General features: G+C 68.1%; 19 protein-coding genes. 6 read left to right on the top strand and 13 right to left on the bottom strand.

Annotated features, from left to right (window positions below):
• Positions 1–128 precede the first annotated feature (128 nt).
• The 7 genes from BES08_RS23030 to BES08_RS23000 are packed head-to-tail and all read right to left on the bottom strand — an operon-like array spanning position 129 to position 6848.
• Positions 129–902 carry an enoyl-CoA hydratase-related protein gene (locus BES08_RS23030; protein WP_036528332.1) on the bottom strand — a complete coding sequence of 258 codons (774 nt, stop codon included), beginning with the start codon at positions 900–902 and terminating at the stop codon, positions 129–131.
• The gene (locus BES08_RS23025) at positions 899–1891 is read right to left on the bottom strand and encodes an NAD(P)H-dependent flavin oxidoreductase (RefSeq protein WP_036528334.1); all 993 of its coding nucleotides are present in this window, start codon (positions 1889–1891) and stop codon (positions 899–901) included. The genes BES08_RS23030 and BES08_RS23025 overlap by 4 nt, the downstream gene beginning before the upstream one ends.
• Positions 1891–3051, bottom strand: a complete 1161-nt coding sequence (locus BES08_RS23020; protein ID WP_036528336.1) for an acetyl-CoA C-acetyltransferase — start codon at positions 3049–3051, stop codon at positions 1891–1893. The genes BES08_RS23025 and BES08_RS23020 overlap by 1 nt, the downstream gene beginning before the upstream one ends.
• A 3-nt stretch (positions 3052–3054) precedes the next feature.
• Entirely contained in the window at positions 3055–3843 is a 789-nt protein-coding gene (locus BES08_RS23015) for an enoyl-CoA hydratase/isomerase family protein (RefSeq protein ID WP_051587051.1), read from the bottom strand.
• Positions 3840–4913: a phosphotransferase gene (locus BES08_RS23010; protein ID WP_036528338.1), complete on the bottom strand. Its 1074-nt coding sequence runs from the start codon at positions 4911–4913 to the stop codon at positions 3840–3842. Before BES08_RS23010 ends, BES08_RS23015 begins: the two co-directional genes overlap by 4 nt.
• Complete coding sequence (locus BES08_RS23005; protein ID WP_197524496.1) at positions 4900–6090, bottom strand: acyl-CoA dehydrogenase family protein; 1191 nt, start codon at positions 6088–6090, stop codon at positions 4900–4902. The genes BES08_RS23010 and BES08_RS23005 overlap by 14 nt, the downstream gene beginning before the upstream one ends.
• Complete coding sequence (locus BES08_RS23000) at positions 6087–6848, bottom strand: SDR family NAD(P)-dependent oxidoreductase (RefSeq protein WP_036528340.1); 762 nt, start codon at positions 6846–6848, stop codon at positions 6087–6089. The genes BES08_RS23005 and BES08_RS23000 overlap by 4 nt, the downstream gene beginning before the upstream one ends.
• Positions 6849–6992: 144 nt before the next feature.
• Between BES08_RS23000 and BES08_RS22995 the strand changes: the two genes are divergently transcribed.
• Positions 6993–7628, top strand: coding sequence for a TetR/AcrR family transcriptional regulator (locus BES08_RS22995; protein WP_036528342.1), 636 nt, complete (start codon positions 6993–6995; stop codon positions 7626–7628).
• 125 nt (positions 7629–7753) lie between these two features.
• Here the strand turns inward: BES08_RS22995 and BES08_RS22990 are convergent, their stop codons facing one another.
• From BES08_RS22990 to BES08_RS22965, 6 genes are read right to left on the bottom strand one after another with little or no spacing between them, the layout of a single operon-like run.
• Positions 7754–8857 (bottom strand): NAD(P)-dependent alcohol dehydrogenase, encoded by a 1104-nt coding sequence (locus BES08_RS22990; protein WP_008833202.1) that lies wholly within the window; start codon positions 8855–8857, stop codon positions 7754–7756.
• 12 nt (positions 8858–8869) lie between these two features.
• A complete protein-coding gene (locus tag BES08_RS22985; protein ID WP_036528400.1) occupies positions 8870–9667 on the bottom strand; it encodes an SDR family NAD(P)-dependent oxidoreductase in 798 nt (265 codons plus the stop codon).
• A 2-nt stretch (positions 9668–9669) separates the two neighbouring features.
• On the bottom strand, positions 9670–10086 hold the full coding sequence (locus tag BES08_RS22980; RefSeq protein ID WP_036528344.1) for a GFA family protein: 417 nt from the start codon (positions 10084–10086) through the stop codon (positions 9670–9672).
• Positions 10083–11540 carry an aldehyde dehydrogenase family protein gene (locus BES08_RS22975; protein WP_036528402.1) on the bottom strand — a complete coding sequence of 486 codons (1458 nt, stop codon included), beginning with the start codon at positions 11538–11540 and terminating at the stop codon, positions 10083–10085. The genes BES08_RS22980 and BES08_RS22975 overlap by 4 nt, the downstream gene beginning before the upstream one ends.
• Positions 11541–11554: 14 nt before the next feature.
• Positions 11555–12787 (bottom strand): cytochrome P450, encoded by a 1233-nt coding sequence (locus tag BES08_RS22970; RefSeq protein ID WP_036528346.1) that lies wholly within the window; start codon positions 12785–12787, stop codon positions 11555–11557.
• Positions 12788–12803: 16 nt separating this feature from the next.
• Positions 12804–15047, bottom strand: a complete 2244-nt coding sequence (locus tag BES08_RS22965; RefSeq protein WP_069709472.1) for a TonB-dependent receptor — start codon at positions 15045–15047, stop codon at positions 12804–12806.
• 218 nt (positions 15048–15265) lie between these two features.
• Here BES08_RS22965 and BES08_RS22960 point away from each other — a divergent pair, with 218 nt between their 5' ends.
• From BES08_RS22960 to BES08_RS22940, 5 genes are all read left to right on the top strand, one after another.
• A complete protein-coding gene (locus BES08_RS22960) occupies positions 15266–16765 on the top strand; it encodes an acyl-CoA synthetase (RefSeq protein ID WP_069709471.1) in 1500 nt (499 codons plus the stop codon).
• A gap of 2 nt (positions 16766–16767) precedes the next feature.
• Positions 16768–17916 carry an acyl-CoA dehydrogenase family protein gene (locus tag BES08_RS22955; protein WP_036528352.1) on the top strand — a complete coding sequence of 383 codons (1149 nt, stop codon included), beginning with the start codon at positions 16768–16770 and terminating at the stop codon, positions 17914–17916.
• A gap of 28 nt (positions 17917–17944) precedes the next feature.
• Positions 17945–18997, top strand: a complete 1053-nt coding sequence (locus BES08_RS22950; protein ID WP_231958341.1) for a helix-turn-helix domain-containing protein — start codon at positions 17945–17947, stop codon at positions 18995–18997.
• Positions 18998–19122: 125 nt separating this feature from the next.
• Positions 19123–20319, top strand: a complete 1197-nt coding sequence (locus BES08_RS22945; RefSeq protein WP_036528355.1) for a DUF2252 family protein — start codon at positions 19123–19125, stop codon at positions 20317–20319.
• 192 nt (positions 20320–20511) lie between these two features.
• The gene (locus BES08_RS22940) at positions 20512–22119 is read left to right on the top strand and encodes an ABC-F family ATP-binding cassette domain-containing protein (protein ID WP_036528406.1); all 1608 of its coding nucleotides are present in this window, start codon (positions 20512–20514) and stop codon (positions 22117–22119) included.
• Positions 22120–22141: the final 22 nt, after the last annotated feature.

Raw genomic sequence — 22141 nt, 5'->3', positions numbered from 1 at the left:
CTCGCGGGAGGGGGGCGCCGCATCAGCCCTCCCGCTTGCGGGAGGGCTGGAAGGCTTGGGAGCGCAGCGAACTAGCTGAACGGGGTGGGCCTTACACCGCGGCGGATTGACACCACCGTTAAAGGGGATCAGCGCCCCTTCCACTCCGGCCCGCGCTTCTCGGCGAAGGCGCGCGGGCCTTCGACGTAGTCCTCGGAGGCCAGCATCGCCTGCATCGCAGGGTAGCTCCACTGCTCGGCGAAAGCCTGGTCGTACGGCGTGGACAGGCCGCGCCCGACCGCTTCTTTGGTGGCGCGCACCGCCATCGGACTGCCGCCAAGGATCAGCTCCGCCCAGCGCCGCGCAGCCTCAAGCACGTCGCCTTCGGTCGCTTCGTTGATGAAGCCCAGCGCATGCCCCTCCTGCGCCGAGACGCGCCGTCCGGTCAGCAGCATGCCCATCGCGTGCTTGGCGCCGACCACTTGCGGCAAGATCTGGATTCCGCCGCCCAACGCCGCCAGTCCGACGCGGACCTCTGGCAGCGCGAAAGCCGCATGGGCCGCCGCCACCACGATGTCGCAGGCCAGCGCCAGTTCGAAGCCGCCGCCCATCGCCACGCCGTTGACGGCGGCGATCACCGGCTTGGTCAGCCCTTTGCGCCCGGTCAGGCCGCCGAAGCCGTTGGGCGGTGACACCAGTTCCCCGCCAGCCGCCTGCTGCTTGAGGTCATGCCCGGCACAGAACGCCTTCGGCCCCGCACCGGTGACGATGGCGACCCACTGCTCGTCGTCCGCCGCGAAGGCACCGAAGGCCGCGTCCATCGCGACTTGCGCGTCGGCGTTCAGGGCGTTGCTCGCCTCAGGCCGGTTGATAGTGATGATCGTCAGCGGCCCTTCGCGCGTGACGGTGACGAGTTCGCTCATGCCGTCACCTTCTCCGCGACCATGCCCGCCAGCCGCGAGACGATGATCTCTTGCGCATCGCGCACGATCCGGCCGACCAGTTCGGCGCATGTCGGAATGTCGTGGATCAGCCCCTGCACTTGCCCGGCCCAGACGAGCCCGGCGTCGATGTCGCCCGTCTCCAGCGCCGTGCGGCCCTTCGCGCCTGATACCAGCGGGCGGATATCCTCGAACACCGCACCGTCGCGGGCGGAAATCTCCACCACCCGGTCGGACACGCTGTTCTTCGCGACGCGGCCGGTATTGTGGAACTTGCGGAAGATCAGGTTGGTGCCGCGCTCGTCGTTGTCGACGATGAACCGCTTCACCCGCTCGTGGATCGGCGCTTCCACCGTGGCGCAGAAGCGGGTGCCCATGTTGATACCGTCCGCACCCAGCGCCAGCGCGGCGGCGAGGCCGCGCCCGTCACCGAAGCCTCCGCTCGCGATCATCGGGATCGTCAGCGTGTCCGCCGCCGCCGGGATCAGGATGAGGCCTGGGATATCGTCCTCGCCCGGATGGCCCGCGCACTCGAAGCCGTCGATCGAGATCGCGTCCACGCCCATCCGCTCGGCCGACAGGGCGTGGCGGACGGCCGTGCACTTGTGGATCACGGTAATCCCGTGGGCCTTGAAGTCCTCGACATGCTCCTGCGGGCGGTGGCCTGCGGTTTCGACGATGGTGACGCCGCTGTCGATGATGGCCTTACGGTATTCGGCATAAGGCGGCGGCGAAACCGAGGGCAGGATCGTCAGGTTCACGCCGAAGGGCTTGTCGGTCAGGGCCCGGCAGCGGTCGATCTCGCGGCGCAGGTCATCAGGCGTGGGCTGGGTCAGCGCAGTGAGGATGCCGAGGCCGCCCGCGTTGGAGACCGCCGCCGCCAGTTCGGCGCGGCCCACCCACATCATCCCGCCCTGAACGATCGGATGCTCGATGCCGACGAGGTCGGTGAAGCGCGTGCGCAAGGTCATTACAGCGCCTCCAGGATGGTGACGTTGGCGATGCCGCCGCCTTCGCACATGGTCTGCAGGCCATAGCGCTTGCCGCGCGCCTTCAGGGCATGGACGAGCGTGGCCATCAGCTTGGTGCCGCTGGCGCCCAGCGGATGGCCGAGCGCGATGGCGCCGCCGTTGACGTTGAGCTTGTCAGGATCGCCGCCCAGCGCCTTGAGCCAGGCCAGCGGCACCGGTGCGAAAGCCTCGTTCACTTCGTAGAGGTCGATATCCTCGATCCGCAGTCCGGCGCGCTTGAGCGCCTTTTGCGTCGCCGGGATCGGTTCCTCCAGCATGATGACCGGATCGCCCGCCGTCACCACCATGTCCACGATCCGCGCGATCGGGGTAAGGCCGTAGTCCTTGAGCGCCCGCTCCGACACCACCAGCGCGCCCGAGGCGCCGTCGCAGATCTGGCTGGCGTTGGCGGCGGAGATCACCCCGCCCTCCTGCAGCAGCCTGACCGAACCGATGCTGTCCAGCGTCGCGTCGTAGCGGATGCCCTCGTCCGTGACGTGGGGCACGCCGTCCACATCGAGCGGCACGATCTCGCGCTCGAACGCGCCTGCCTTGGTGGCGGCGGCGGCGCGGCGGTGGCTTTCCAGCGCGAAGCGGTCGAGCGTCTCGCGGTCGAAGCCGTACTTGGCGGCGATCATCTCCGCCCCGCCGAACTGGCTGAAGCTCTCCACGCCGAAGCGCTGCTGGATACGCGGGCTGAACGGGCCGACGCCGACGCCTTCCTTCGCGTGGTAGGCGGTGTTGGAGAACATCGGCACGCGCGTCATACTCTCCGCCCCCGCCGCGATCACCACGTCCTGCATGCCGGACATCACCGCCTGCGCAGCGAACTGCACCGACTGCTGGGAGGAGCCGCATTGCCGGTCGATGGTGACAGCGGGCACGCTGACCGGCAGCTTCGAGGCCAGCACCGCATTGCGCGCGAAGGCGAAGGCCTGTTCGCCCGCCTGGGTCACGCAGCCGAGGATGACGTCCTCGACCACCGCCGGGTCCAGCCCGGCGCGGTCCACCAGCGCGTTCAGCACTTCGCCCGCCATGTCGGCAGGGTGCCATCCCGCGAGCTTGCCGTTACGGCGCCCGCCTGCGGTGCGGACGGCTTCGACGATGTAGGCTTCGGCCATGTGTCAGATTCCCTTGAAGTTCGGCGTGCGCTTTTCGAAGTAGGCGGCAAGGCCCTCACGGCATTCGGGTGCGGCGCCCGACCGGGTAATCGCCGCGACTTCGCGTTCCAGTTGTGCGTCGAGGCTGGTCTCAAGGCTCTGGCGCAGCAGTCCCCGCGCCGCGCCGAGCGCACCCACGGCGGCATCGGCAAGGCGGGCGGCCAGCGCGTCGCCCTCGGCGGCCAGCGCCTCGTCATCGACGGTGCGGGTGACCAGGCCGATCGCCTCGGCCTCGTCGGCCTTGATGCGGCGGTTGGTGAGGATGATCTCCTGCGCTTTGCGGAGGCCCACGAGGCGCGGCAGCCACCAGCTCATCCCGCCGTCGGGCGTCAGGCCGAGCGTACCGTAAGCGGCTGTGAAGTGCGCCGACCGTGCGCAGAGCACCACGTCGCCGCCGATCGCGAGGCTGAGGCCCGCACCCGCAGCCGGTCCGTTGACCAGCACCAAGAGCGGCTTGGCCATGCGCGCGAAGCGGGTGAGCGCCATGTGCAGCGTGCCCGCCAGTTCGCTCAGCAGCGCATCGACATGATCGCCCGAGGACTTGAACAGCCCCACGTCGCCGCCCGCGCAGAACAGCCGCCCCGCGCCGGTGAGGACGACGCAGCGGATCGCGGTGTCGGTCTCACAGCGGATGGCGATCTCGGCCAGCGCGCGCGCCATCGCAAGGTCGATGGCATTGCCCGCCTCGGGCCGGTTGAGGGTGACGCGGGCGATGCCGTCCGCAAGGTCGAACAGTACAGGTGTGTCGCTCACAGGCAGGCCTCCATGCTTTCCACTGCCAGCGCGACGATGCGCGGCAGGCTGGCGGCACGCTCGCGGGCGTGTTCGGACGCGGCCGTGCCCCGGATCACGCGCCCCTTGATGCCGTGGAAGATCGCTGCCAGCCGGAAGTAGTTGAACGCGATGCAGAACGCATAGTCCTGCTCCGAAATCGGCGGGCGCCCGACGTTGCGGCAATAAGCGGCGAGGTATTCGGCCTCCGACGGGATACCCAGCGCCGCGATGTCCGCGCCGCCCAGCCCCGCCACGATGTCGGGCGGCATGCGAAACATCATCGCGTGATAGGCGAAGTCCGCCAGGGGATGCCCCAGCGTCGAAAGTTCCCAGTCCAGCACCGCCAGCACGCGCGGCTGCGTGGGATGAAAGATCATGTTGTCGCAGCGGAAGTCGCCGTGGACGATGCGCGTCTCGTCGCCCGCCGGGATCGCCGTGGGGAGCCATTCGATCAGCCGGTCCATGCCCGGATCGCGGCCCGCCTCGGTGTCCTCCAGATACTGGCGCGACCAGCGGGCGATCTGGCGCTCGAAGTAATTGCCCGGCTTGCCGTAGTCGCCCAGCCCCACCGCGTCCGGCTCGATCCGGTGCAGCGCGGCGATCGTTGCGTTCATCGCGGCGAAGTAGGCGGCGCGCTCCCCGTGCGGAACGTCGGGGAACGTCGCATCCCAGAAGATGCGGCCCTCGACCATCTCCATCACGTAGAACCAGCTGCCGATGACGCTTTCGTCCAGACACAGGCCATGGACATGCGCCACCGGGAAACCCGTCGCCCCTAGCGCCGACAGCACCCGCGCCTCGCGCTCGACCGCGTGGGCGCCTTTCAGCACCTGCCCCGGCGGCTTGCGCCGCAGCACATAGGCGCGCCCCGGCGTGACCAGCTTGTAGGTCGGGTTGGACTGCCCGCCCTTGAACTGCTCGACCGTGAGCGGCCCGGCGAAGCCCTCGACATGCGCGTCCATCCACGCCGCCAGCCGCGCCTCGTCGAAGCGATAGCCCTCGCGCACGGCGCCGGTGCCGGCATTGGCGGCGGCGTCAGTGCTGCTCATGTGACGTCTTCCAGTCGCGCTTGATCTTCTTGGCGAGGCTCCACTTGTGGACTTCGGTGGGACCGTCGTAGATGCGGAAGGCGCGGATCTCGCGGAACACCTGCTCGACGATGGTGTTGGCGGTCACGCCCTGCCCGCCCATCACCTGCACGCAGCGATCCGCCACCCGCATCAGCGCCTCGGACACCGCGACCTTGGCCATCGAGCTTTCGGTGCCGCCCGCTTCGCCCACGTCGAGAACGTCCGCGCACCAGTCGATGATGAGTTCGCTCTGCTTCAGGTCGATCAGGTTGTCGGCCAGCATGAAGCCGACGCCTTCGTGGTCGATCAGCGGCTTGCCGAAGGCCATGCGGCGATTGGCGTAGTCGGTGGCAATCTCGTTGGCGCGGATGCAGGCGCCCAGCCAGCGCATGCAGTGCGACAGCCGCGCGGGCGCGAGGCGCACTTGCGCATAGCGGAACCCCTCGCCCGATTGCCCAAGCATCTGGTCGGCCGGCACGCGCAGGTTCTCGATGGCGACCACGGCATGGCCGCCGGGCATCGAGGAATCGATGGTGTTGGGCACATGCTCGATGCGGATCGCCGGATCGGGCAGGTCGACCAGAAACATGCAGGCGCCGTCCGTGGACTTCGCCATGACGATGCCAACCTGCGCGCCTTCCGCGCCGGTGATGAACGCCTTGCGCCCGTTGATGACCCAGTGATTGCCGTCGAGGTGGCAGGTCGTCCGCATCATCGAAGGGTCGGACCCGGCGCCGTTCTCGTCCGCCGGTTCGGTCATGAAGAAGGCCGAGCGCGCGCGCCCTTCCACCAGCGGCTTCAGGAACCGTTCCTTGATCGCCGCGCTGCCCACCTTGCCGAGCAGGTACATGTTGCCCTCGTCCGGCGCAGCGGTGTTGAGCGCCAGCGGGCCGAGCGGCGAGAGGCCCGAGGCACGCAGCACCACCGCCGTCTCACGCTGGGTCAGGTGGCGGCCGTCCGGCAGGATATGCGGCGTCAGCACCCCGGCGGCGCGCGCCTTGGCCTTCAGTTCGGCGACCAGTTCCTCGCTCGGGCAATCGTGGTGATCGCGGCGCGGGTCCTTCTCGTAAGGCGCGACGACTTCGCGCACGAAGGCTTCGACTTTTGCGGCGATCTGCGCGGTCAATTCGGGACCGGCACCGGGTACGCCGCTCACTTCGGCGCCATCCGGATCGCGCCGTCGAGGCGGATCGTCTCGCCGTTGAGCATCGGGTTGGTGACGATGCTTTCGACCAGCTGCGCGTATTCGTCCGGCTGGCCCAGACGGCTGGGGAACGGCACCTGCTTGCCGAGCGAATCCTGCGCCTCCTGCGGCAGCGTCGCCAGCAGCGGGGTCCAGAAGATGCCCGGCGCGATCGTCATCACGCGGATGCCGTAGCGGGCGAATTCACGCGCCACCGGCAACGTCAGGCCGACGATGCCGCCCTTCGACGCCGCGTAGGCCGCCTGCCCGATCTGCCCGTCATAGGCCGCGACCGAGGCGGTGTTGACGATCACCCCGCGCTCCTCGCCGATCGGGTCTGCATCGTGGAGCCGCGCGGCGAACTTCGACAGGACGTTGAAGCTGCCGATCAGGTTGATCGTCACGATCTTGGAGAAATCCGCCAGCGGGATCGCCTTGCCGTCGCGCCCGATCACCTTGGCGGGCGGGCCGATCCCGGCGCAGTTGACGAGGATGCGGGCCTTGCCGTTCAGCGCCTCGGCCTCTTCCAGCGCGGCCTCGACGGCGCCCTCGTCGGTCACGTTGACCGATACGAAGTGCCCGCCGATCTCGCGCGCGGTCGCAGCACCCAGTTCGGCGTTGAGGTCGAACAGGGTCACTTTCGCCCCCGCCGCCGCCAGCCGCCGCGCGGTGCCCGCGCCAAGGCCGGATGCGCCACCGGTCACGATTGCCGCCACGCCTTCGATCTTCATCAGGAATCCCTTTCCGCAACTGCCCCCGGTCCAGCGCGAATCGCGTCTCCGGGAGGCTCATGAAACTCATTGGTTTCTTACGTACTCTTGAGTACGTTGCATAACGACGCGTTTCTTGTCAATGTCGCCAGACAAGGAAAAGCCGTGACGACACCTGAGCCAGACTTCATCGATTCCCCGTTCCGTTCGCCCGAGGACCGCCTTCGCGAGAAGGACCAGAAGCGCGAGGCCGTGCTGCTTGCGGCCGTGCGCGCCTTCAACGCGCGCGGCTTCCAGGCCGCCTCGCTGGACGAGGTCGCGGCCAGCCTGCGCATCAGCAAGCCGACGATCTACCGCTACCTCGGCAACAAGGAGCAGGTGCTGCTGGAATGCATCACGCGCGGCCTCGAACTGCTGCAGGAGGCGGCGGCGGAAGCGGAGCGCGAGCCGGGCAGCGGCCTGACGCGCCTCACGCATTTCCTGCGCCGCTATGCCGAGATCAACATGGACGATTTCGGCCGCTGCGTAGTGCGCACCGACGACAACGTGCTGTCCGAGGAAGGCCGCGCGCATTTCCGGGCGCTCAAGCGGCGGATCGACCAGGCCATGCGCGATCTGGTGGCGGCGGGTGTTGAAGACGCCTCGATCGCGCCGCTCGACGTGCGGATGACCGCCTTCACGCTGGCGGGCGCACTCAACTGGCCCGGGCAATGGTACGCGGCGCAAGGCGAACAGAGCGCCGAGGCGTTGGCCGCCACGATGGTCGATGTGCTTGTGCGGGGCCTCGCGCCGCGAGGGTGATGCGGTGAGCATCGCCCCACCCTCGTCATTGCGAGCGTAGCGAAGCAATCCAGGGCCGCGCAAACCGCCCTTGGATTGCTTCGCTACGCTCGCAATGACGAAAGGGTGTAGAGACATCCTGCTCTCTAGGGGACCAGCACGGCCTTGATGCACTCACCGCTCAGTTGCGCGGCGACCGCCTCGTTGATCTGCGCGAGGGGGTAGGTGCGGATCAGCTTGTCGAACGGGAAGCGGCCTTCGCGGTAGAGGCCCACCAGTTGCGGGATGAAGGTCTGGAGGTCGCTGTCGCCCTCGACGATGCCGTGGATGCGATGGCCGTAAGTGATGAGCGAGGCGAGGTTGATCGACAGGCTGCTCTCGGGCCGAGGGGGCACGCCGACAAGGCCCAGCAGGCCGTGGCTGGACAACGATGCCAGAGCGGTTTCGACGACGGCCTCGCGCCCGCTGGTCTCGAAAGCGAACTCCACGCCGTCCGGCAGGATCGCGCGGATAGCGGCGCCGACATCGCCCTCAGCCGGATCGATGACGTGGGTTGCGCCCAGCTCAAGCGCCATGGCGCGGCGGGCGGCGAAGGGTTCGACGAGGATGATCGTCACGCACGCCTGAACCACTGCGCCCATGACCGCCGCCAGCCCCACCGGGCCGCCGCCGAAGATCGCGATGCTCGATCCCGCCGGGCACGCCAGCGAGCGCATCACCCCGCCCGCGCCAGTCTGGAATCCGCAGCCCAATGGCCCCAGCAGTTCGAGCGGCACGTCATGCGCCTCGATCCGAACGAGGTTGCGTTCGTGCGTCACGGCGTGGGCGGCGAAGGACGACTGGCCGAAGAAGTTGGCCGAGACCGGCGTGCCGTCGATGCTGATCGCGGTGCTGCCGTCTCCCCGCGCGCCTGCGTAGTTCAGAACCGGGAACTCGCGGCAATAGGAGGGCAGGTGTTCTTCGCAGCGGGGGCAGTGGCCGCAACTGGAGAAGCCCAGCACCACCCGGTCGCCGACCGCGACCTTGGTCACGCCTTCGCCCACGGCCTCGACGAACCCGGCGCCTTCGTGGCCGAGCACGGCGGGCAGCGGGATCGGGATGAACTGGTCGCGCGCGATCAGGTCGGTGTGGCACAGGCCGACGCCCGCGATCCGCACCCGCACCTCACCCGCGCGGGGCTCGGCAAGGTCGACCGGCTCGACGGTGAAGTCGCCGTGGGCCTCACGCGCGATGGCGGCGGTGGTGTGCATGCTCGGGCTCCCTCAGGCTGCGGTGTAGCCACCGTCGGCGGTGAATTCGGCGCCGGTGACGAAGGCGGCGGCGTCGCTGGCAAGGTATGCGATCATCGGCGCGACGTCGCTCGCCACGCCGAGGCGCTTCATCGGGATCAGCGACGCCCAGGCCGCCAGCGCGACTTCGGGCGGGATCGGATTGCCCTCGGCATCGAGCGGCGGCTCCCAGTCGGCGCCGAGGTTGGTCTGGACCGGGCCAGGCAGCACGCAGTTCACGCGGATGCCCGCGCTCGCCCACTCGTAGGCCACCGCCTTGCTGAGCGCGCGCACCGCACCCTTGGTGGCGCTGTAGGCGGCAAACTGCGCGCCCGCGACCTTGCCGTAAATCGAGGCCAGGTTGACGATCGATGCCCCTGCCGCACCCTGCGCGATGGCCGTCTTCATCAGCGGCTCGACGGTCTGCATGCCGAGGTAGACGCTCTCCACGTTGATGCGGTTCTGGCGGCGCAGGATCTCCACCGGGGCTTCCGAGAACGAGCGCGACATCATGATGCCCGCATTGTTCACCAGCACGTCGAGCTTGCCGAAACGCTCCTGCACAGCGGCGGCGCAACTCGCCCAGGCGGCCTCGTCGCTGACGTCGTGCGCCAGCGCCAGCGCATCGCCGCATTCCTGCGCCGTCGCCTCAGCGCCTTCGAGGTTGAGGTCGCTGGCGATCACGCTGGCGCCGTGGCGGGCGAGCGTCAGCGCCGTCTCGCGGCCGATGCCCGAGGCGGCGCCGGTAACCCAGCAGGTCTTGCCGGTCAGGTCGAACAGGGCACTCGGCATGGTCATTCTCCGATATTGGAACGGGCGTGGCGTTCGGCGGCCACGGGGGGGAGCCATGGCAGGCTGCCATCGCAGTAGGCCTCGAGGGCAGGCGTCCAGCGCCCCGGTTCGTCGAGGGTGCCGCCTTTGATGAGCGTCAGCCCCGGCAGCGCCCCCGCGATCGAGACGATGGGCGAGCCGCAGGCGGGGCAGAAATGGCGCGAAACGGGCTGGCCGCTGTCGCCCATATCCTCGAACACCCGCGTCTCGCCCTGCTGGGAGAAGGCCGCGTCGGTCACCGCGATGACCAGCGAAAAGGCGCTGCCGGACTGGCGCTGGCAATGGCGGCAGTGGCACACGGCGGCGAGCAAGGGCTCGCCCTCGAAAGCATAGCGCACCTGCCCGCAGAGGCAGCCGCCGGAGTGGGTCGCGTTTATCATAGGGCCATCACCACCGACTTGGGCTCCAGATAGGCGTCGAGCACTTCGCTGCCGTTTTCGCGCCCGATGCCGGACATCTTCATGCCGCCGAAGGGGAAGGCCGGGTCGGCCAGCATCACGCAATTGACGAAGACGGTGCCCGCCTCCAGCGCGGCGGAGGCCCGGTGCGCGGTGGCCAGATCGCGGCTAAAGACATGCGCGGCGAGGCCGAAGGCGCTGTCGTTGGCGCGCGCGATGGCTTCCTCGATATCGTCGAACGGCGCGGTGGCGAGGACCGGGCCGAACACTTCGTCGCGCATGACTTCGGCGTCGGCGGGGACATTCCGCAGCACGGTCGGCGCATGGTAGAACCCGCGCTCGGGCAGCACGGCGGCGGAGGGCATCGCCTCGATCCCGGCCGCCCTCGCCCGCTCGACGAAGCCGGTGACCCGCTCGTGCTGGCGGGCGCTGATGAGTGGGCCGAGCTGGCTGGCGCGGTCGGAGCTTGGCCCCAGCTTCTGCGCGCTGCCCACGGCAGCGATGCCTTCGAGCACTTCGTCGTAGACCGAGCGATGCACGTAGAGCCGCGTGCCCGCGTAGCAGACCTGGCCTGAGTTGAAGAAACACCCCATCGCCGCCTGCGGTATGGCGCTGGCGAGGACGGCATCGGCGCAGATGATCGAGGGCGACTTGCCGCCCAGCTCCAGGGTCACGCGCTTGAGGTCCGGCACCGAGGCGGCGAGGATCGCCTGCCCGGTCGTGGTGGAACCGGTGAAGGCCACCTTGGCGATGCGCGGATGCGCCGCCAGCGCCGCGCCGGTCGCGCCGTCGCCGGTGACGACGCTGAGCACGCCTTCGGGAAACCCCGCGATGCGCGCCAGTTCGACCAGCCGCAATGCGCTCAGCGGGGTTTCCGGCGCGGGTTTCAGGACGACGGTGCAGCCCGCCGCCAGCGCTGGGGCGACCTTCCACATCGCCAGCACCAGCGGGAAATTCCACGGCGTGATCGCCGCGACGACGCCGATCGGCTCACGCCGCGAATAGACGTGATAGTCGCCCGGCGTTGCGGACAGCGTCCCCGCCCGGCCCGCCAGCTTCGACGGCCAGCCTGCATAGACACGCAGCCACGAGATCGCGGCGGGAATATCCACCGCCTCGACGATACCGACGGGCTTGCCGGTATCGAGCGCCTCCAGCGCGGCGAGGCGCGGCAGGTCGGCTTCCATCGCATCGGCCAGCTTGTGCAGCAGTCGCTCGCGCGCCAGCGGGGCAAGGCCGCGCCATGCGGGCGCGCGGAAAGCCAGCCATGCCGCCTCCACCACCTGATCGACCTGCGAGGCCGAGGCCACCGGGACATCCGCGAAAGCGGTTTCCGAGCACGGGTCCACATCAGGCAGTGTCGCGGCGGAGGCGAGCCGGTCCCCACCCGCCGTCAGCGCCAGATCGGGCAGTTCCAGACCGTCGAAACCAAGCAAATTCGTGTCTCCTGTCATCCCGGGATCAGCACCACGTCAAGGTTTTTCAAACCGTTGATGAAATTGGAGCGGAACCGGCGCGGCGGCGACAGCACCTCGAACCGGGCCACGCGCTCCGCTAGGATGCCGAAGGCGACGCGCAACTGCATCTCCGCCAGCCGCGAGCCGACGCAGACATGCTGCCCGGTGCCGAAGCCGAGGTGCTGGATATTGCCGCGCCCCACGTCGAAGCGATGCGGATCGGGGAATACGCTCTCGTCACGGTTGGCGGCGATGTACCACATCACCACCTTGTCGCCCTTGGCGATGGCCTGCCCGCCGATCTCGGTATCGGCCATGGCGGTGCGCCGCATATGCATGACCGGGCTGGCATGGCGCACCATCTCGCGCACGGCGGTCTTGATGAGGTCCGGCTCGGCGCGGATGCGATCCCACTGCTCGGGGTTTTCGGCAAAGGCGACGATACTGTGGCTCAGCGAATTGCGCGTCGTCTCGTTCGCGCCGACAAGCGCGAGGATCATGTTGCCGGTGAATTCGCGCAAGGTGACGGGGCTACCGTTCACCTCCATCGTCGCCAGCAGCGTGGCGAGGTCCTGCCCCGGCGCGGCGCGGCGTTCCTCGAACAGCCGGGCGCAGAAGGCCATGAATTCGCCGAGGATCGTCGCCATCGCCTCGGGGCTCTGGCGAAAGTCCGGGTCGTCCTCGCCGACGAAGGCGTTGGTCCAGTCGTAGAGCTTCACCCACATCTCGGCGGGCAGGTCGAACAGTTCGCACAGCGTCAGCAGCGGTAGCGGCGCGGAGAGCAGCGGGACGATGTTGACCGGCTCGCCGAGAGGTATCTTTTCCACCAGCGCAAGGCAGCGTTCGCGGATGCGTTCCTCGATCCCGGCAAGGCGACCCGGGGCTACGGCAGGCATGATGAACTTGCGGTACTGGGTATGCGTGGGCGGGTCGATCGAGATGAACGGGGTTCCGATCGCCGATTCCCCCGCGCCCGTCAGGCCCACCTCGTTCTCGTTGAAGATGCGGTGGCCGCCGTTCTCGCTGGCGGACGAGAACAGCGCCGGATTGCGCGATACCTCGACGATATCGGCATAGCGGGTTAGCGACCAGAAGCCCGACCCGTCCTTTTCGGGGTTCCAGTAGACCGGCTGCGCGGTGCGCAGCCGGTCGAACACGTCATGCGGCGCCCGGTCCAGATAGAGGTCGGGGTCCTTCAGGTCCGGCGTGGTGAGAGCTTCGATCATGACGCGCGGCTCCCGCTCAGAAGCTGACGCGCGCGGTCACGCCGTAGGTACGCGGCGCGGCGGGGACGAGCAGGTTGTAGTTGAAGCCAGCGCCGCGCAGGTCGAGGCCATAGGCCAGAACCTTGCGGTTGAAGGCGTTGTTGATCCAGCCGCGCAGTTCGATGTTGTCATGCTGCCAGACGAGCGCCGCATCGACCTTGGCATAGGCGCCCTGCTGCAGTTCGGAATTGACTTGGCCCGTGCCCGCCACGTCGGTCGTGTTGAAGGGCGAGAAGTACTGGCGGCTGAAGTAGTTGACCGAGGGCGAGAAGGTCACGCTATCACGCCCGGTGTCGAACACCTTCCAGTCTACTCCGAACTGCGCGGTCCAGCGCGGAGCGAAGGGCAGCGCGTTGCCGGACAGGTCGACGCCCTGCAGCGACAGTTCCTTGTACGTGGCGTGGAGGTAGCCGCCCGAGGCATTGATCGTGAAGCCGGGTGCGGGGCGCAGGGTGGCCTCGATCTCGCCGCCGTAGACTTCGGCCTTGGGCGCATTGACGAGGAAGTTGACCGGACCGGCGCGCAAGTCCTGCACCTGCTGGTTGGTGTAGTCGTAGTAGAACCCGGCCGCCGAAAGCGTCAGCATGTTGCCCAGCAGGCGACCCTTCACGCCCGCCTCGTAGGCATTGACGCGCTCCGGCTCAACGTAGTTGACGCCTGCCGAGGACGTGTAGCTGCCGCCGTTGAACGCACCCGAACGATAGCCGCGGCTGTAGCTGGCATAGACCAGAAGGCCGTTGTCGAAGGTGTAGCTCAGCGCCGCGCGGCCGGTCAGCGCGTTGTTCTTGCCGTCGAGGTTGAAGCGCGCGTTCGGGTCGTAGGCGCAAGTGCCCGGTGCCCCGCTGCAGGGCACGGTCGAGGCGATCGGCGTCATCGCATCGTCCACGCCGCCCGCGAAGAGGAAGGCATAGCCGTCGCGGTACTGGCCGCGATCCCAGGTGTAGCGCGCGCCCAGCGTGAGGACGAGCTTGTCGGTCAGGTCATAGTCGCCCTGCAGGAACGCGGCGTAGGAGCGGCGGCTCTGGCGGTAGTGCTGGAAGAACCCGCCGTCGACGCCCACGCCCAGCGCGCTGCCGATGTTGAAGCGGTTGTCGGTGACGGTGCGGTCCCAGCCATAGAACAGGCCGCCGACGAGTTTCAGCGCATCGCCTTCGTAGTTGATCCGCGCTTCCTCGCTGAACTGGCGGAAGCCGGACTGCCACGTGATATCGAGCACGTCGTTGGGCGATCCATCAGCCGCCTGATCGAGATCGAGCTTGCCGCCGTCATACGAGGTGATCGAGGTGAAGGTGACGGTGGGACTCAACTCCACCGAGACGTTGCCCGCGATGCCCCATGCGTCGGTGCGGCTGAGGCCGACGCGGTTCTCGTTGATCTCGAAGAAGCCGAGGTTCGATGTGGCGCGTTCGCTCGGGATGCCGAGCGGGGTCGCCTGCGTACCGCGATCGCGTCCGGCATAGGCGCGGATCTTGATGTCGACGGCGCCGTTTCCGGGCTTGGCGCGCAGGGCGACGCGGCCCTGCAGCGAGTCCACGCTGTTGGCGTCGCGGCCGCCGGGGTAGACGTTGCGGATCTGTCCGTCGCCCTTTTCGTAGTTCGCGGCGATGCGCAGGCCGAGTTCATCCTCGACCATGGTTGTCTCGACCGCGCCTTGCGCCTTGAACGTGTTGTAGTTGCCGTAGCCCGCCTGAAGGTAGCCCTCGGTGCCCTGCAGCTTGGGTTGGCGTGTGATGAAATTGATCGCGCCGCCGGTCGTGTTCCGGCCGAACAGCGTGCCTTGGGGCCCGCGCAGCACCTCGACGCGGTCGAGGTCGAACAGGCCCATGCCATGGCTGGTGCGCGCGGCGATGTAGACGTCGTCGATATAGACGCCGACCGGCGATGCCTGGTTGGAATTGAACTCGTTCGCCACGCTGATGCCGCGCAGCGAGAAGTTGGGCTGGGTGCGCCCGAACGAGCTGCTGACCTGCAGGTTCGGCACTGCCGTCGCCAGCGAGGCGGAGTTGGTAATTCCCTTTGATTCCAGTGCGTCACCGCCCAGCGCAGAGATCGCCAGCGGCACGTCGAGCAGCGACTGCGACCGGCGCTGCGCGGTGACGATGATGTCTCCGGCAACCGCTTCGCTGGCCTGCGGAGCCTGCGTCGCCTCTTGCGCCAGCGCGATGTTGGAAACGCCGCAGCTCAGGATGACGGACGCGATTCCAGCCTTGGTGATGTTCATTTCTACCTCTCCTCCCTCGCCCCGTTTTTCATCTCAGGGGCTTCGTCGGGTTGCCCCATGACTAGCCGCTGCGAGCCTCCATGGCTTTAACCGGGCTTGATCCCGTTTTTGTCATTTCTTGCGCTCGCCTTGAGCCCTCGCCCCCTTGCGCCCCAATGTCGCGGCGACGGCGGATCGACAGAGTCCGCGCCCGAACTTGCCCGAGAGAGGTTTCATCGATGCACCCCAGGCCCTTCGCCCTCAGCGATGCGCAGCGCCCCGCCCTCGTCATTCCGGCGACGGGAGAAACGGTCAGCTACGGCGAACTGGAAGCCGCCGCCAATCGCGGCGCCCACCTGCTGCGCCACCTCGGCGCGAAGCGCGGCGACGTGGTGGCCCTGCTGATGGACAACGAGAGCGCGATCTTCGACGTCGCGTGGGCCGCGCAGCGCACCGGGCTCTACCTCACCAGCATCTCGACCAAGCTGGGCGCGGCCGACATCGCCTATATCCTGCGCGATTCCGGCGCGCGCCTGCTGGTCCACTCCGACCGCCTCGCCCCCCTCGCCGCCGAAGCCCTGCGCGATGCGCCCGGCGTCGAGAGCTACGATGCCGGCCGCTGGCGCAGCACGGCCGCGTCCTGGCCTGAAACGCCGGTGGAGGACGAGAGCGCGGGCACCGACATGCTCTATTCCTCGGGCACCACGGGCCGCCCGAAGGGCGTGAAGCCGCCGCTGCCGCAAGGCCCCTTGGACGAGACGACGCCGCTGGAAACGATGGGCACTGCGCTTTACGGCATGGGCGAGGACACCGTGTACCTCTCCACCTCGCCGCTCTACCACGCGGCGCCGCTGCGCTGGGCGATGACGATCCACCGGCTCGGCGGCACCGTGGTCATCATGGAGCGCTTCGATGCAGGGGAAGCGCTCGCGCTCATCGAGAGCCACCGCATCACCCACGCGACATGGGTGCCCACGCACTTCGTGCGGTTGCTGAAACTCCCGCCCGAAGCGCGCGCGCGGCGCGATCATTCCTCGCTGCGAGCGGTGATCCACGCCGCCGCGCCCTGCCCGGTGCCGGTCAAGCAGGCGATGATCGACTGGTGGGGGCCGATCGTCCACGAGTACTACTCGGGCACCGAATGCTGCGGGATCACCGCGCTGTCCTCGGCCGAGTGGCTGGCGCGCCCCGGCTCGGTCGGCAAGGCGGTGCTCGGCAAGGTGAAGGTGCTCGATCCCGAGGGCCGCGAACTGCCTCCCGGCGCGACCGGCGACGTCTATTTCGCCGATGGGCCATCGTTCGTCTACCACAACGATCCACAGAAGACCGCCACGGCGCACAATGACCGGGGCTGGGCGACGCTGGGCGACGTCGGCCACGTCGATGCGGACGGCTACCTGTTTCTCACCGACCGGCGCAGCTTCATGATCATCTCGGGCGGGGTGAACATCTATCCGCAGGAGATCGAAAACCACCTCGTCACCCACCCCAAGGTCGCCGACGTGGCGGTGATCGGCGTCCCGCACGAGGAGATGGGCGAATGCGTGCTCGCCATCGTCCGCCCCGCCGAGGGGGTAGCCTCCGGCCCTGCGCTCGCGGAGGAACTCGGCGCCTTCGCCCGCGCCGCGCTGGGCAGCGTGAAGACGCCCAAGGCTTTCGAATTCCGCGACGAACTTCCGCGCGAACCCACCGGAAAGCTCATGAAGCGCAAGCTGATCGACGAGTTCAAGGCCCGCTGATCATGGAGCGCCTGATCTTCGCGGAGGAACACGACCAGTTCCGCGCCTCGGCCGCGCGGTTCATGGCCGCCGAAGTCGCTCCCCACGCCGAACGCTGGCGGCGCGAAGGCATCGTTGAGCGCGAGGTGTACCGCAAGGCCGGAGATGCCGGGCTGCTGTGCCTCTGGGCCGATCCCGCCCACGGCGGCGCGGGCGTGGCCGACCTGCGCTTCGACCAGATCGTCATCGAGGAGAACGTGCGCGGCGGCGAACCGGGGTTCTACCTGCACCTGCACAGCAATCTCGTCGCCCCCTACATCGCCGCGCTGGGCACGCCGGCCCTGCAGGGCCGGTTGATGCCGCGCGTGGTCTCGGGCGAGACGATCTTGGCCATCGCGATGACCGAGGCGGGCGGCGGCAGCGACTTGCGGGCGATCCGCACCCGCGCCGTCCGGGAGGGCGACGGCTGGCGGCTGACCGGCGCAAAGACCTACATCTCCAACGGGATTCTTGCCGACGCGGTGGTCGTCGCCGCGCGCACTGGGGAAAGGACGCTCGGTCTCTTCGTCGTCGATCGCGGCATGGCAGGCTTCGAACGGGGCGGGAAGCTGGGCAAGATGGGCCTCGCCGCGCAGGATACCGCCGAGTTGTTCTTCAACGACGTACAAGTGCCCGGTGACAACGTGCTGGGCGATCCCGAGGCGGGCCTGCCCGCGCTGATGCGCTTCCTTGCTACCGAACGTCTGGTCGCGGCCATCGCCAGCATCGCGGCGGCACAGACCGCGCTGGCGCTGACGCTGGACTTCGCGGCGACGCGCACCGCTTTCGGACGCCCCGTCGGCCTGTTCCAGCACAACCGTTTCCGCCTTGCCGCGCTGCGCAGCCGTATCGACGCGGCGCAGGCGTGGATCGACCAGCTGGTGCTCCTCGCCAATGCCGCGCGCCTGACGCCCGAGGACGCGGCGGCCGCCAAGCTGGTGGCCAGCGAACTGGAGGGCGAAGCCGCCGACCTGGGGGTCCAGCTCCACGGCGGCGCGGGCTACATGGACGAGTACCGCATCAGCCGCATGTACACCGACGCGCGCATCAGCCGCATCTTCGCCGGATCGAACGAGATCATGCTGGAGATCATCGCGCGCGGCATGGGACTGGACGAACGGGGAGTGCCGTAGTCCGGCTGATCAAGAAACGTCAAAATCGATGCGCATTTTCGACAAGGCGTTGCGCGGATTTTGCGTTACCCTGTCCGGATCGAAAGAGCAGCCCTGGCTGCCGGACCGGGAAAAGGATGACAATGGACGCAATCGCCACGATCTGCCCAGAGCAGCGATCGCGAGCCACCGCGCAGGGCACACCGCGATGATCGCCGCATGCGACATCGCCTCGCCCAGCACATGGCACGGCGAGGCGATCATTGCCGACACCCTGCGGCGCGGCCCCGAGGTCAGCCTGGAATCGAGCGACGGGCGCTGGCGTTTCAGCCGCTGGCGCCAGTTCGTGGGCAGCTACGCCCTGCCCGGCCTGCCCGACCCGCTGTTCGTGGTGCAGCTTGCGGGCAAGGCCAACGTGCGCACCTGGGACCGCGACGGCTGGAGCGACGACGCCGCCTACCCCGGCGCGGCGACCATCGTGCCCGCGACGATGCAGACGCGCTGGCTGGTCGACGGCGAACTGGACGTCATCACCCTCAGCATCGATTCTGACGAATTGCGCTCGGCCTCGGTGCTCGACCAGTTCTCGCGCATGCGCTTCGCCTTCAACGACCCGCTCGGCTCAGCCCTCTCGCGACAGATCCTGGCAGAGCTTTACGAACCGGAATCGGGCGCCCGCGACATCTACGTCGCCTCGCTGATCGACGCGCTGAAGGCGCACATGCTGCGCGGCCCGGCGCGCACGACGGCGTCCGATTTCCCGGTCTCGGCGTTCTCCTCCTACCGCATCCACCACATGATGGACACCATCCGCCGCCATCCCGAGGCGGAGCACAGCTTGGAGAAGATGGCCGCCGACGCCGGCATCACGCCGTCGCACTTGTGCCGCGTGTTCCGCAAGGCGACCAACATGACGCCGCACCAGTTCGTGCTCAAGACCCGGCTGGAGCGCGCGCAGCAGATGCTCTCGCAGTCCGATGCGCCGATGAACGTGATCGCGGAACTACTTGGCTTCGGCAGCCAGAGCAGCTTCAACCGTGCCTTCCTCAAGTTCTGCGGCGAGACTCCATCCTGCTACCGGAACCGGCGGATGCAGGGCTGAAAGCGGCAAGCTGCCTCTGGTCGAGGCGCAATTTCCGGCATCCCGCCCCGGCCCGGCGGCAGCGTCGATCCGGCAATCGCGCACCGGCGCCGGAACACGCGTAATCATTGCTCGTTCGTGACGTCATGAAATTCATCGTGCCGTCAGACCGCCTTGCCACCCTTCATGCCCGCAGGGATCTCAAGATGGCACGGTCCGCCCATGCCTATGTCCGGGGCAATACGCTGCTGTTCTACCGCTGGCTTACCGAGGAGGGCGGCGACCGCATCGTCCCGGAAGGTCCTGCGGTCTGGATCTGCGGCGATTGCCATCTCGGCAATCTTGGGCCGATCTCCAACGGCGGCGGCAAAGTGGCGATCCAGATCCGCGACCTCGACCAGGCGGTCATCGGCAATCCCGCCCACGACCTCATCAGGCTGGGGCTATCGCTCGCCACGGCGGCCCGTGGATCGGACCTGCCGGGCGTCGTCACGGCGCGCATGATGGAAGAGATGGTGGACGGCTACGAACAGGCCTTCGTCGGACCCGAGAACGGCGAAGAAGACGGCGATGGCGAACCGGACATCGTGCGTGTGGTCCGTCGCCGCGCCGTCGGCCGGAAATGGCGGCACCTGGCGAAGGAACGGCTCGACGATGTAGAGCCCCGGATTCCCCTGGGTCGCCGCTTCTGGCCTTTGAGCGAAGAAGAGGCGACCGGCCTTCGCGAAATCGTGACCCACCGGCCGGTAAGCCGCATGATCCTGTCGCTCGATAGCAAAGGCGAGGAACGGCGCCCCGTCATGGTCGATGCGGCATACTGGATGAAGGGCTGCAGTTCGCTGGGCCTGATGCGCTATGCGGCCATCGTCGCCCTCGACGGGGAACGCGGGACGGACCACGCCCTCGTCGATATCAAGGAAGCGATCGAACCGATCGCCCCCGCCGCCGAAGACGCGCAAATGCCGCAAGACCCTGCCGAGCGCGTCCTTGCCGCTGCGCGCGCCTTGTCGCCCTATCTCGGCGGCCGTATGGCGACGGCCCGGCTGCACGGACATTCGCTGTTCGTGCGCGAACTCATGCCGCAGGACCTCAAGATCGAGGTCGAGCAGTTCTCCCGCGCGGAAGCGCTCAAATCCGCACGCTATCTGGCCTGGGTCGTCGGCAAGGCCCATGCGCGGCAGATGGACCCGGCGACCCGACGTTCCTGGGCGCGAACGTTGCAGCGCGGCCGGTCGGGAGGCCTCGACGCGCCGTCATGGCTGTGGCGCACGGTCGTCGATCTCGCCGGACGGCATGAGAGGGGCTATCTCGAACACTGCCGCGTGCATGCACTGGGCGCATGACGGGTTGGCGAACCTTGGATCAAGAGCGTCGATGATCGGCGGCCATGGGCGGACGATACGTCGTCTATCCTCAGGATTGCAGTCTCGGCAAACAATGGCTATCTCCTGCTCCAGCCAATACGGAGTGCGCAACCTTGAACCTTTCCCTGACCGCATCGCCTACCTGCCTTGCCGCCAAGGAAACCCGTGTTCATGCCTGCCTCAATTTCCGTTTCCCATCTCGCCTGGTCCGCGCCTGACGGCCGACGCGTTCTCGATGACCTGACGCTCGATTTCAGCTCGGAACGCGCCGGGCTGATCGGACGCAACGGCATCGGCAAATCGACGTTGCTGGGTATCATCGCCGGCGGCGTGTCCCCCTCCAGGGGAGGCGTCCGCATCCATGGCACGGTGGGGCTGTTGCGGCAGACCGTGCAGACCGCGCCGGGTGAAACCGTCGCCGACGTTCTCGGTGCCGCCGCTGCGCTCGCGGTCCTTCGCAGGGCCGAGGCCGGCATCGCGACGATGGACGAACTGAGCGATGCCGACTGGACGCTGGAAGCCCGCGCGGCCGATGCGCTCGCCGGACTGGGACTGCATCTGCCTCTCGATACGCCGCTCGCCAGCCTGTCAGGCGGGCAGAGGACACGCGCGGCACTGGCCGGGCTGGTTTTCGCCGAACCTGATTTCCTGCTGCTCGACGAGCCGACGAACAACCTCGACGCCGGGGGCAGAGCCGCCGTCGTCGATATGCTGGCGAACTGGCGTGCGGGCGCTATCGTCGTCAGCCATGACCGCGAACTCCTCGATACCATGGACGCGATCGTCGAACTGACTTCGCTGGGCGCGACGCGGTACGGCGGCAACTGGAGCGATTACAGCGCACGCAAGGCCGTCGAACTCGCTACCGCCGAGCATGATCTGGCGGCGGCGCAGCGCCATCGGACGAGCGTGGCCCGCAAGGCACAAGTGACCGCCGAACGCCAGCAACGGCGCGATGCCGCGGGCAACCGACAGGCCGAACGCGGCGGGATGCCGCGCATCCTGCTCGGCGCCCGCCGCGAGCGGGCCGAGAACAGCGGCGCGGAAAACCGGCGCCTCGCCGAACGGCAGCGCGGCGAGGCGGACCTCTCGGTCGAACGCGCCAAGGCTCGGATCGAGGTACTGCAGCCCTTGTCCGTCCAGGTCGCACCGACCGGCCTCAATCCATCGCGCGAGGTGCTGACGCTCGACCACGTCTCGGCGGGTTACGGCGATGGCGCACCGGTGCTGCGCGATGTGTCGCTGCGCATTACCGGTCCCGAACGGGTCGCCGTCACCGGGGCCAACGGCAGCGGAAAATCGACTTTGCTGCGGGTCATCCTCGGCGAACTCGCGGTATCGTCGGGACGCGTGGAACGGCATGTTCCGGGCAGACTGCTCGACCAGCAGGTCAGCGTCCTGCAGCGAGAGAGCACCATCGCCGAGAACTTCATGCGGCTGAATCCGGGGCTCGACGACAATGCCTGCCGCGCCGCGCTTGCCCGTTTCGGCTTCCGGGCGGCAAGCGCCGACCAGGCCGTCCACGCCCTGAGCGGAGGCCAGATGCTGCGGGCCGGGCTGGCCTGTGTCCTCGGCAATCCCGTCCCGCCGCCGCTGCTCATCCTCGACGAGCCGACCAACCATCTCGACATCGATGCCATCGCCGCGATCGAGGCCGGTCTGCTCGCCTACGACGGTGCGTTGATCGTGGTCAGCCACGACCGACATTTCCTCGATCGCATTCGTATCACCAGGACGGTGGAGCTGACGCGTGACTCCCCGATCCACTCGGCGGGGTAGAAGCAAGTCGCGGTTCAGCCCC

Source organism: Novosphingobium resinovorum (genome assembly GCF_001742225.1).
GTDB lineage: Bacteria > Pseudomonadota > Alphaproteobacteria > Sphingomonadales > Sphingomonadaceae > Novosphingobium > Novosphingobium resinovorum_A.
Note: the sequence above shows the minus strand (reverse complement) of the source record. Positions and strands in the feature narration are given on the sequence as shown.

What these genes read in the sequence shown, in the direction of transcription:
- BES08_RS22950 (WP_231958341.1), top strand. Translation starts at nt 17,945, where the DNA reads ATGCGCATTTTCGACAAGGCGTTGCGCGGATTTTGCGTTACCCTGTCC.
- BES08_RS22980 (WP_036528344.1), bottom strand. Translation starts at nt 10,086, where the DNA reads ATGATAAACGCGACCCACTCCGGCGGCTGCCTCTGCGGGCAGGTGCGC.
- BES08_RS22985 (WP_036528400.1), bottom strand. Translation starts at nt 9,667, where the DNA reads ATGCCGAGTGCCCTGTTCGACCTGACCGGCAAGACCTGCTGGGTTACC.
- BES08_RS23025 (WP_036528334.1), bottom strand. Translation starts at nt 1,891, where the DNA reads ATGACCTTGCGCACGCGCTTCACCGACCTCGTCGGCATCGAGCATCCG.
- BES08_RS23010 (WP_036528338.1), bottom strand. Translation starts at nt 4,913, where the DNA reads ATGAGCAGCACTGACGCCGCCGCCAATGCCGGCACCGGCGCCGTGCGC.
- BES08_RS23020 (WP_036528336.1), bottom strand. Translation starts at nt 3,051, where the DNA reads ATGGCCGAAGCCTACATCGTCGAAGCCGTCCGCACCGCAGGCGGGCGC.
- BES08_RS22970 (WP_036528346.1), bottom strand. Translation starts at nt 12,787, where the DNA reads ATGATCGAAGCTCTCACCACGCCGGACCTGAAGGACCCCGACCTCTAT.
- BES08_RS23030 (WP_036528332.1), bottom strand. Translation starts at nt 902, where the DNA reads ATGAGCGAACTCGTCACCGTCACGCGCGAAGGGCCGCTGACGATCATC.
- BES08_RS22955 (WP_036528352.1), top strand. Translation starts at nt 16,768, where the DNA reads ATGGAGCGCCTGATCTTCGCGGAGGAACACGACCAGTTCCGCGCCTCG.
- BES08_RS23000 (WP_036528340.1), bottom strand. Translation starts at nt 6,848, where the DNA reads ATGAAGATCGAAGGCGTGGCGGCAATCGTGACCGGTGGCGCATCCGGC.
- BES08_RS22965 (WP_069709472.1), bottom strand. Translation starts at nt 15,047, where the DNA reads ATGAACATCACCAAGGCTGGAATCGCGTCCGTCATCCTGAGCTGCGGC.
- BES08_RS22990 (WP_008833202.1), bottom strand. Translation starts at nt 8,857, where the DNA reads ATGCACACCACCGCCGCCATCGCGCGTGAGGCCCACGGCGACTTCACC.
- BES08_RS22940 (WP_036528406.1), top strand. Translation starts at nt 20,512, where the DNA reads ATGCCTGCCTCAATTTCCGTTTCCCATCTCGCCTGGTCCGCGCCTGAC.
- BES08_RS22960 (WP_069709471.1), top strand. Translation starts at nt 15,266, where the DNA reads ATGCACCCCAGGCCCTTCGCCCTCAGCGATGCGCAGCGCCCCGCCCTC.
- BES08_RS22945 (WP_036528355.1), top strand. Translation starts at nt 19,123, where the DNA reads ATGAAATTCATCGTGCCGTCAGACCGCCTTGCCACCCTTCATGCCCGC.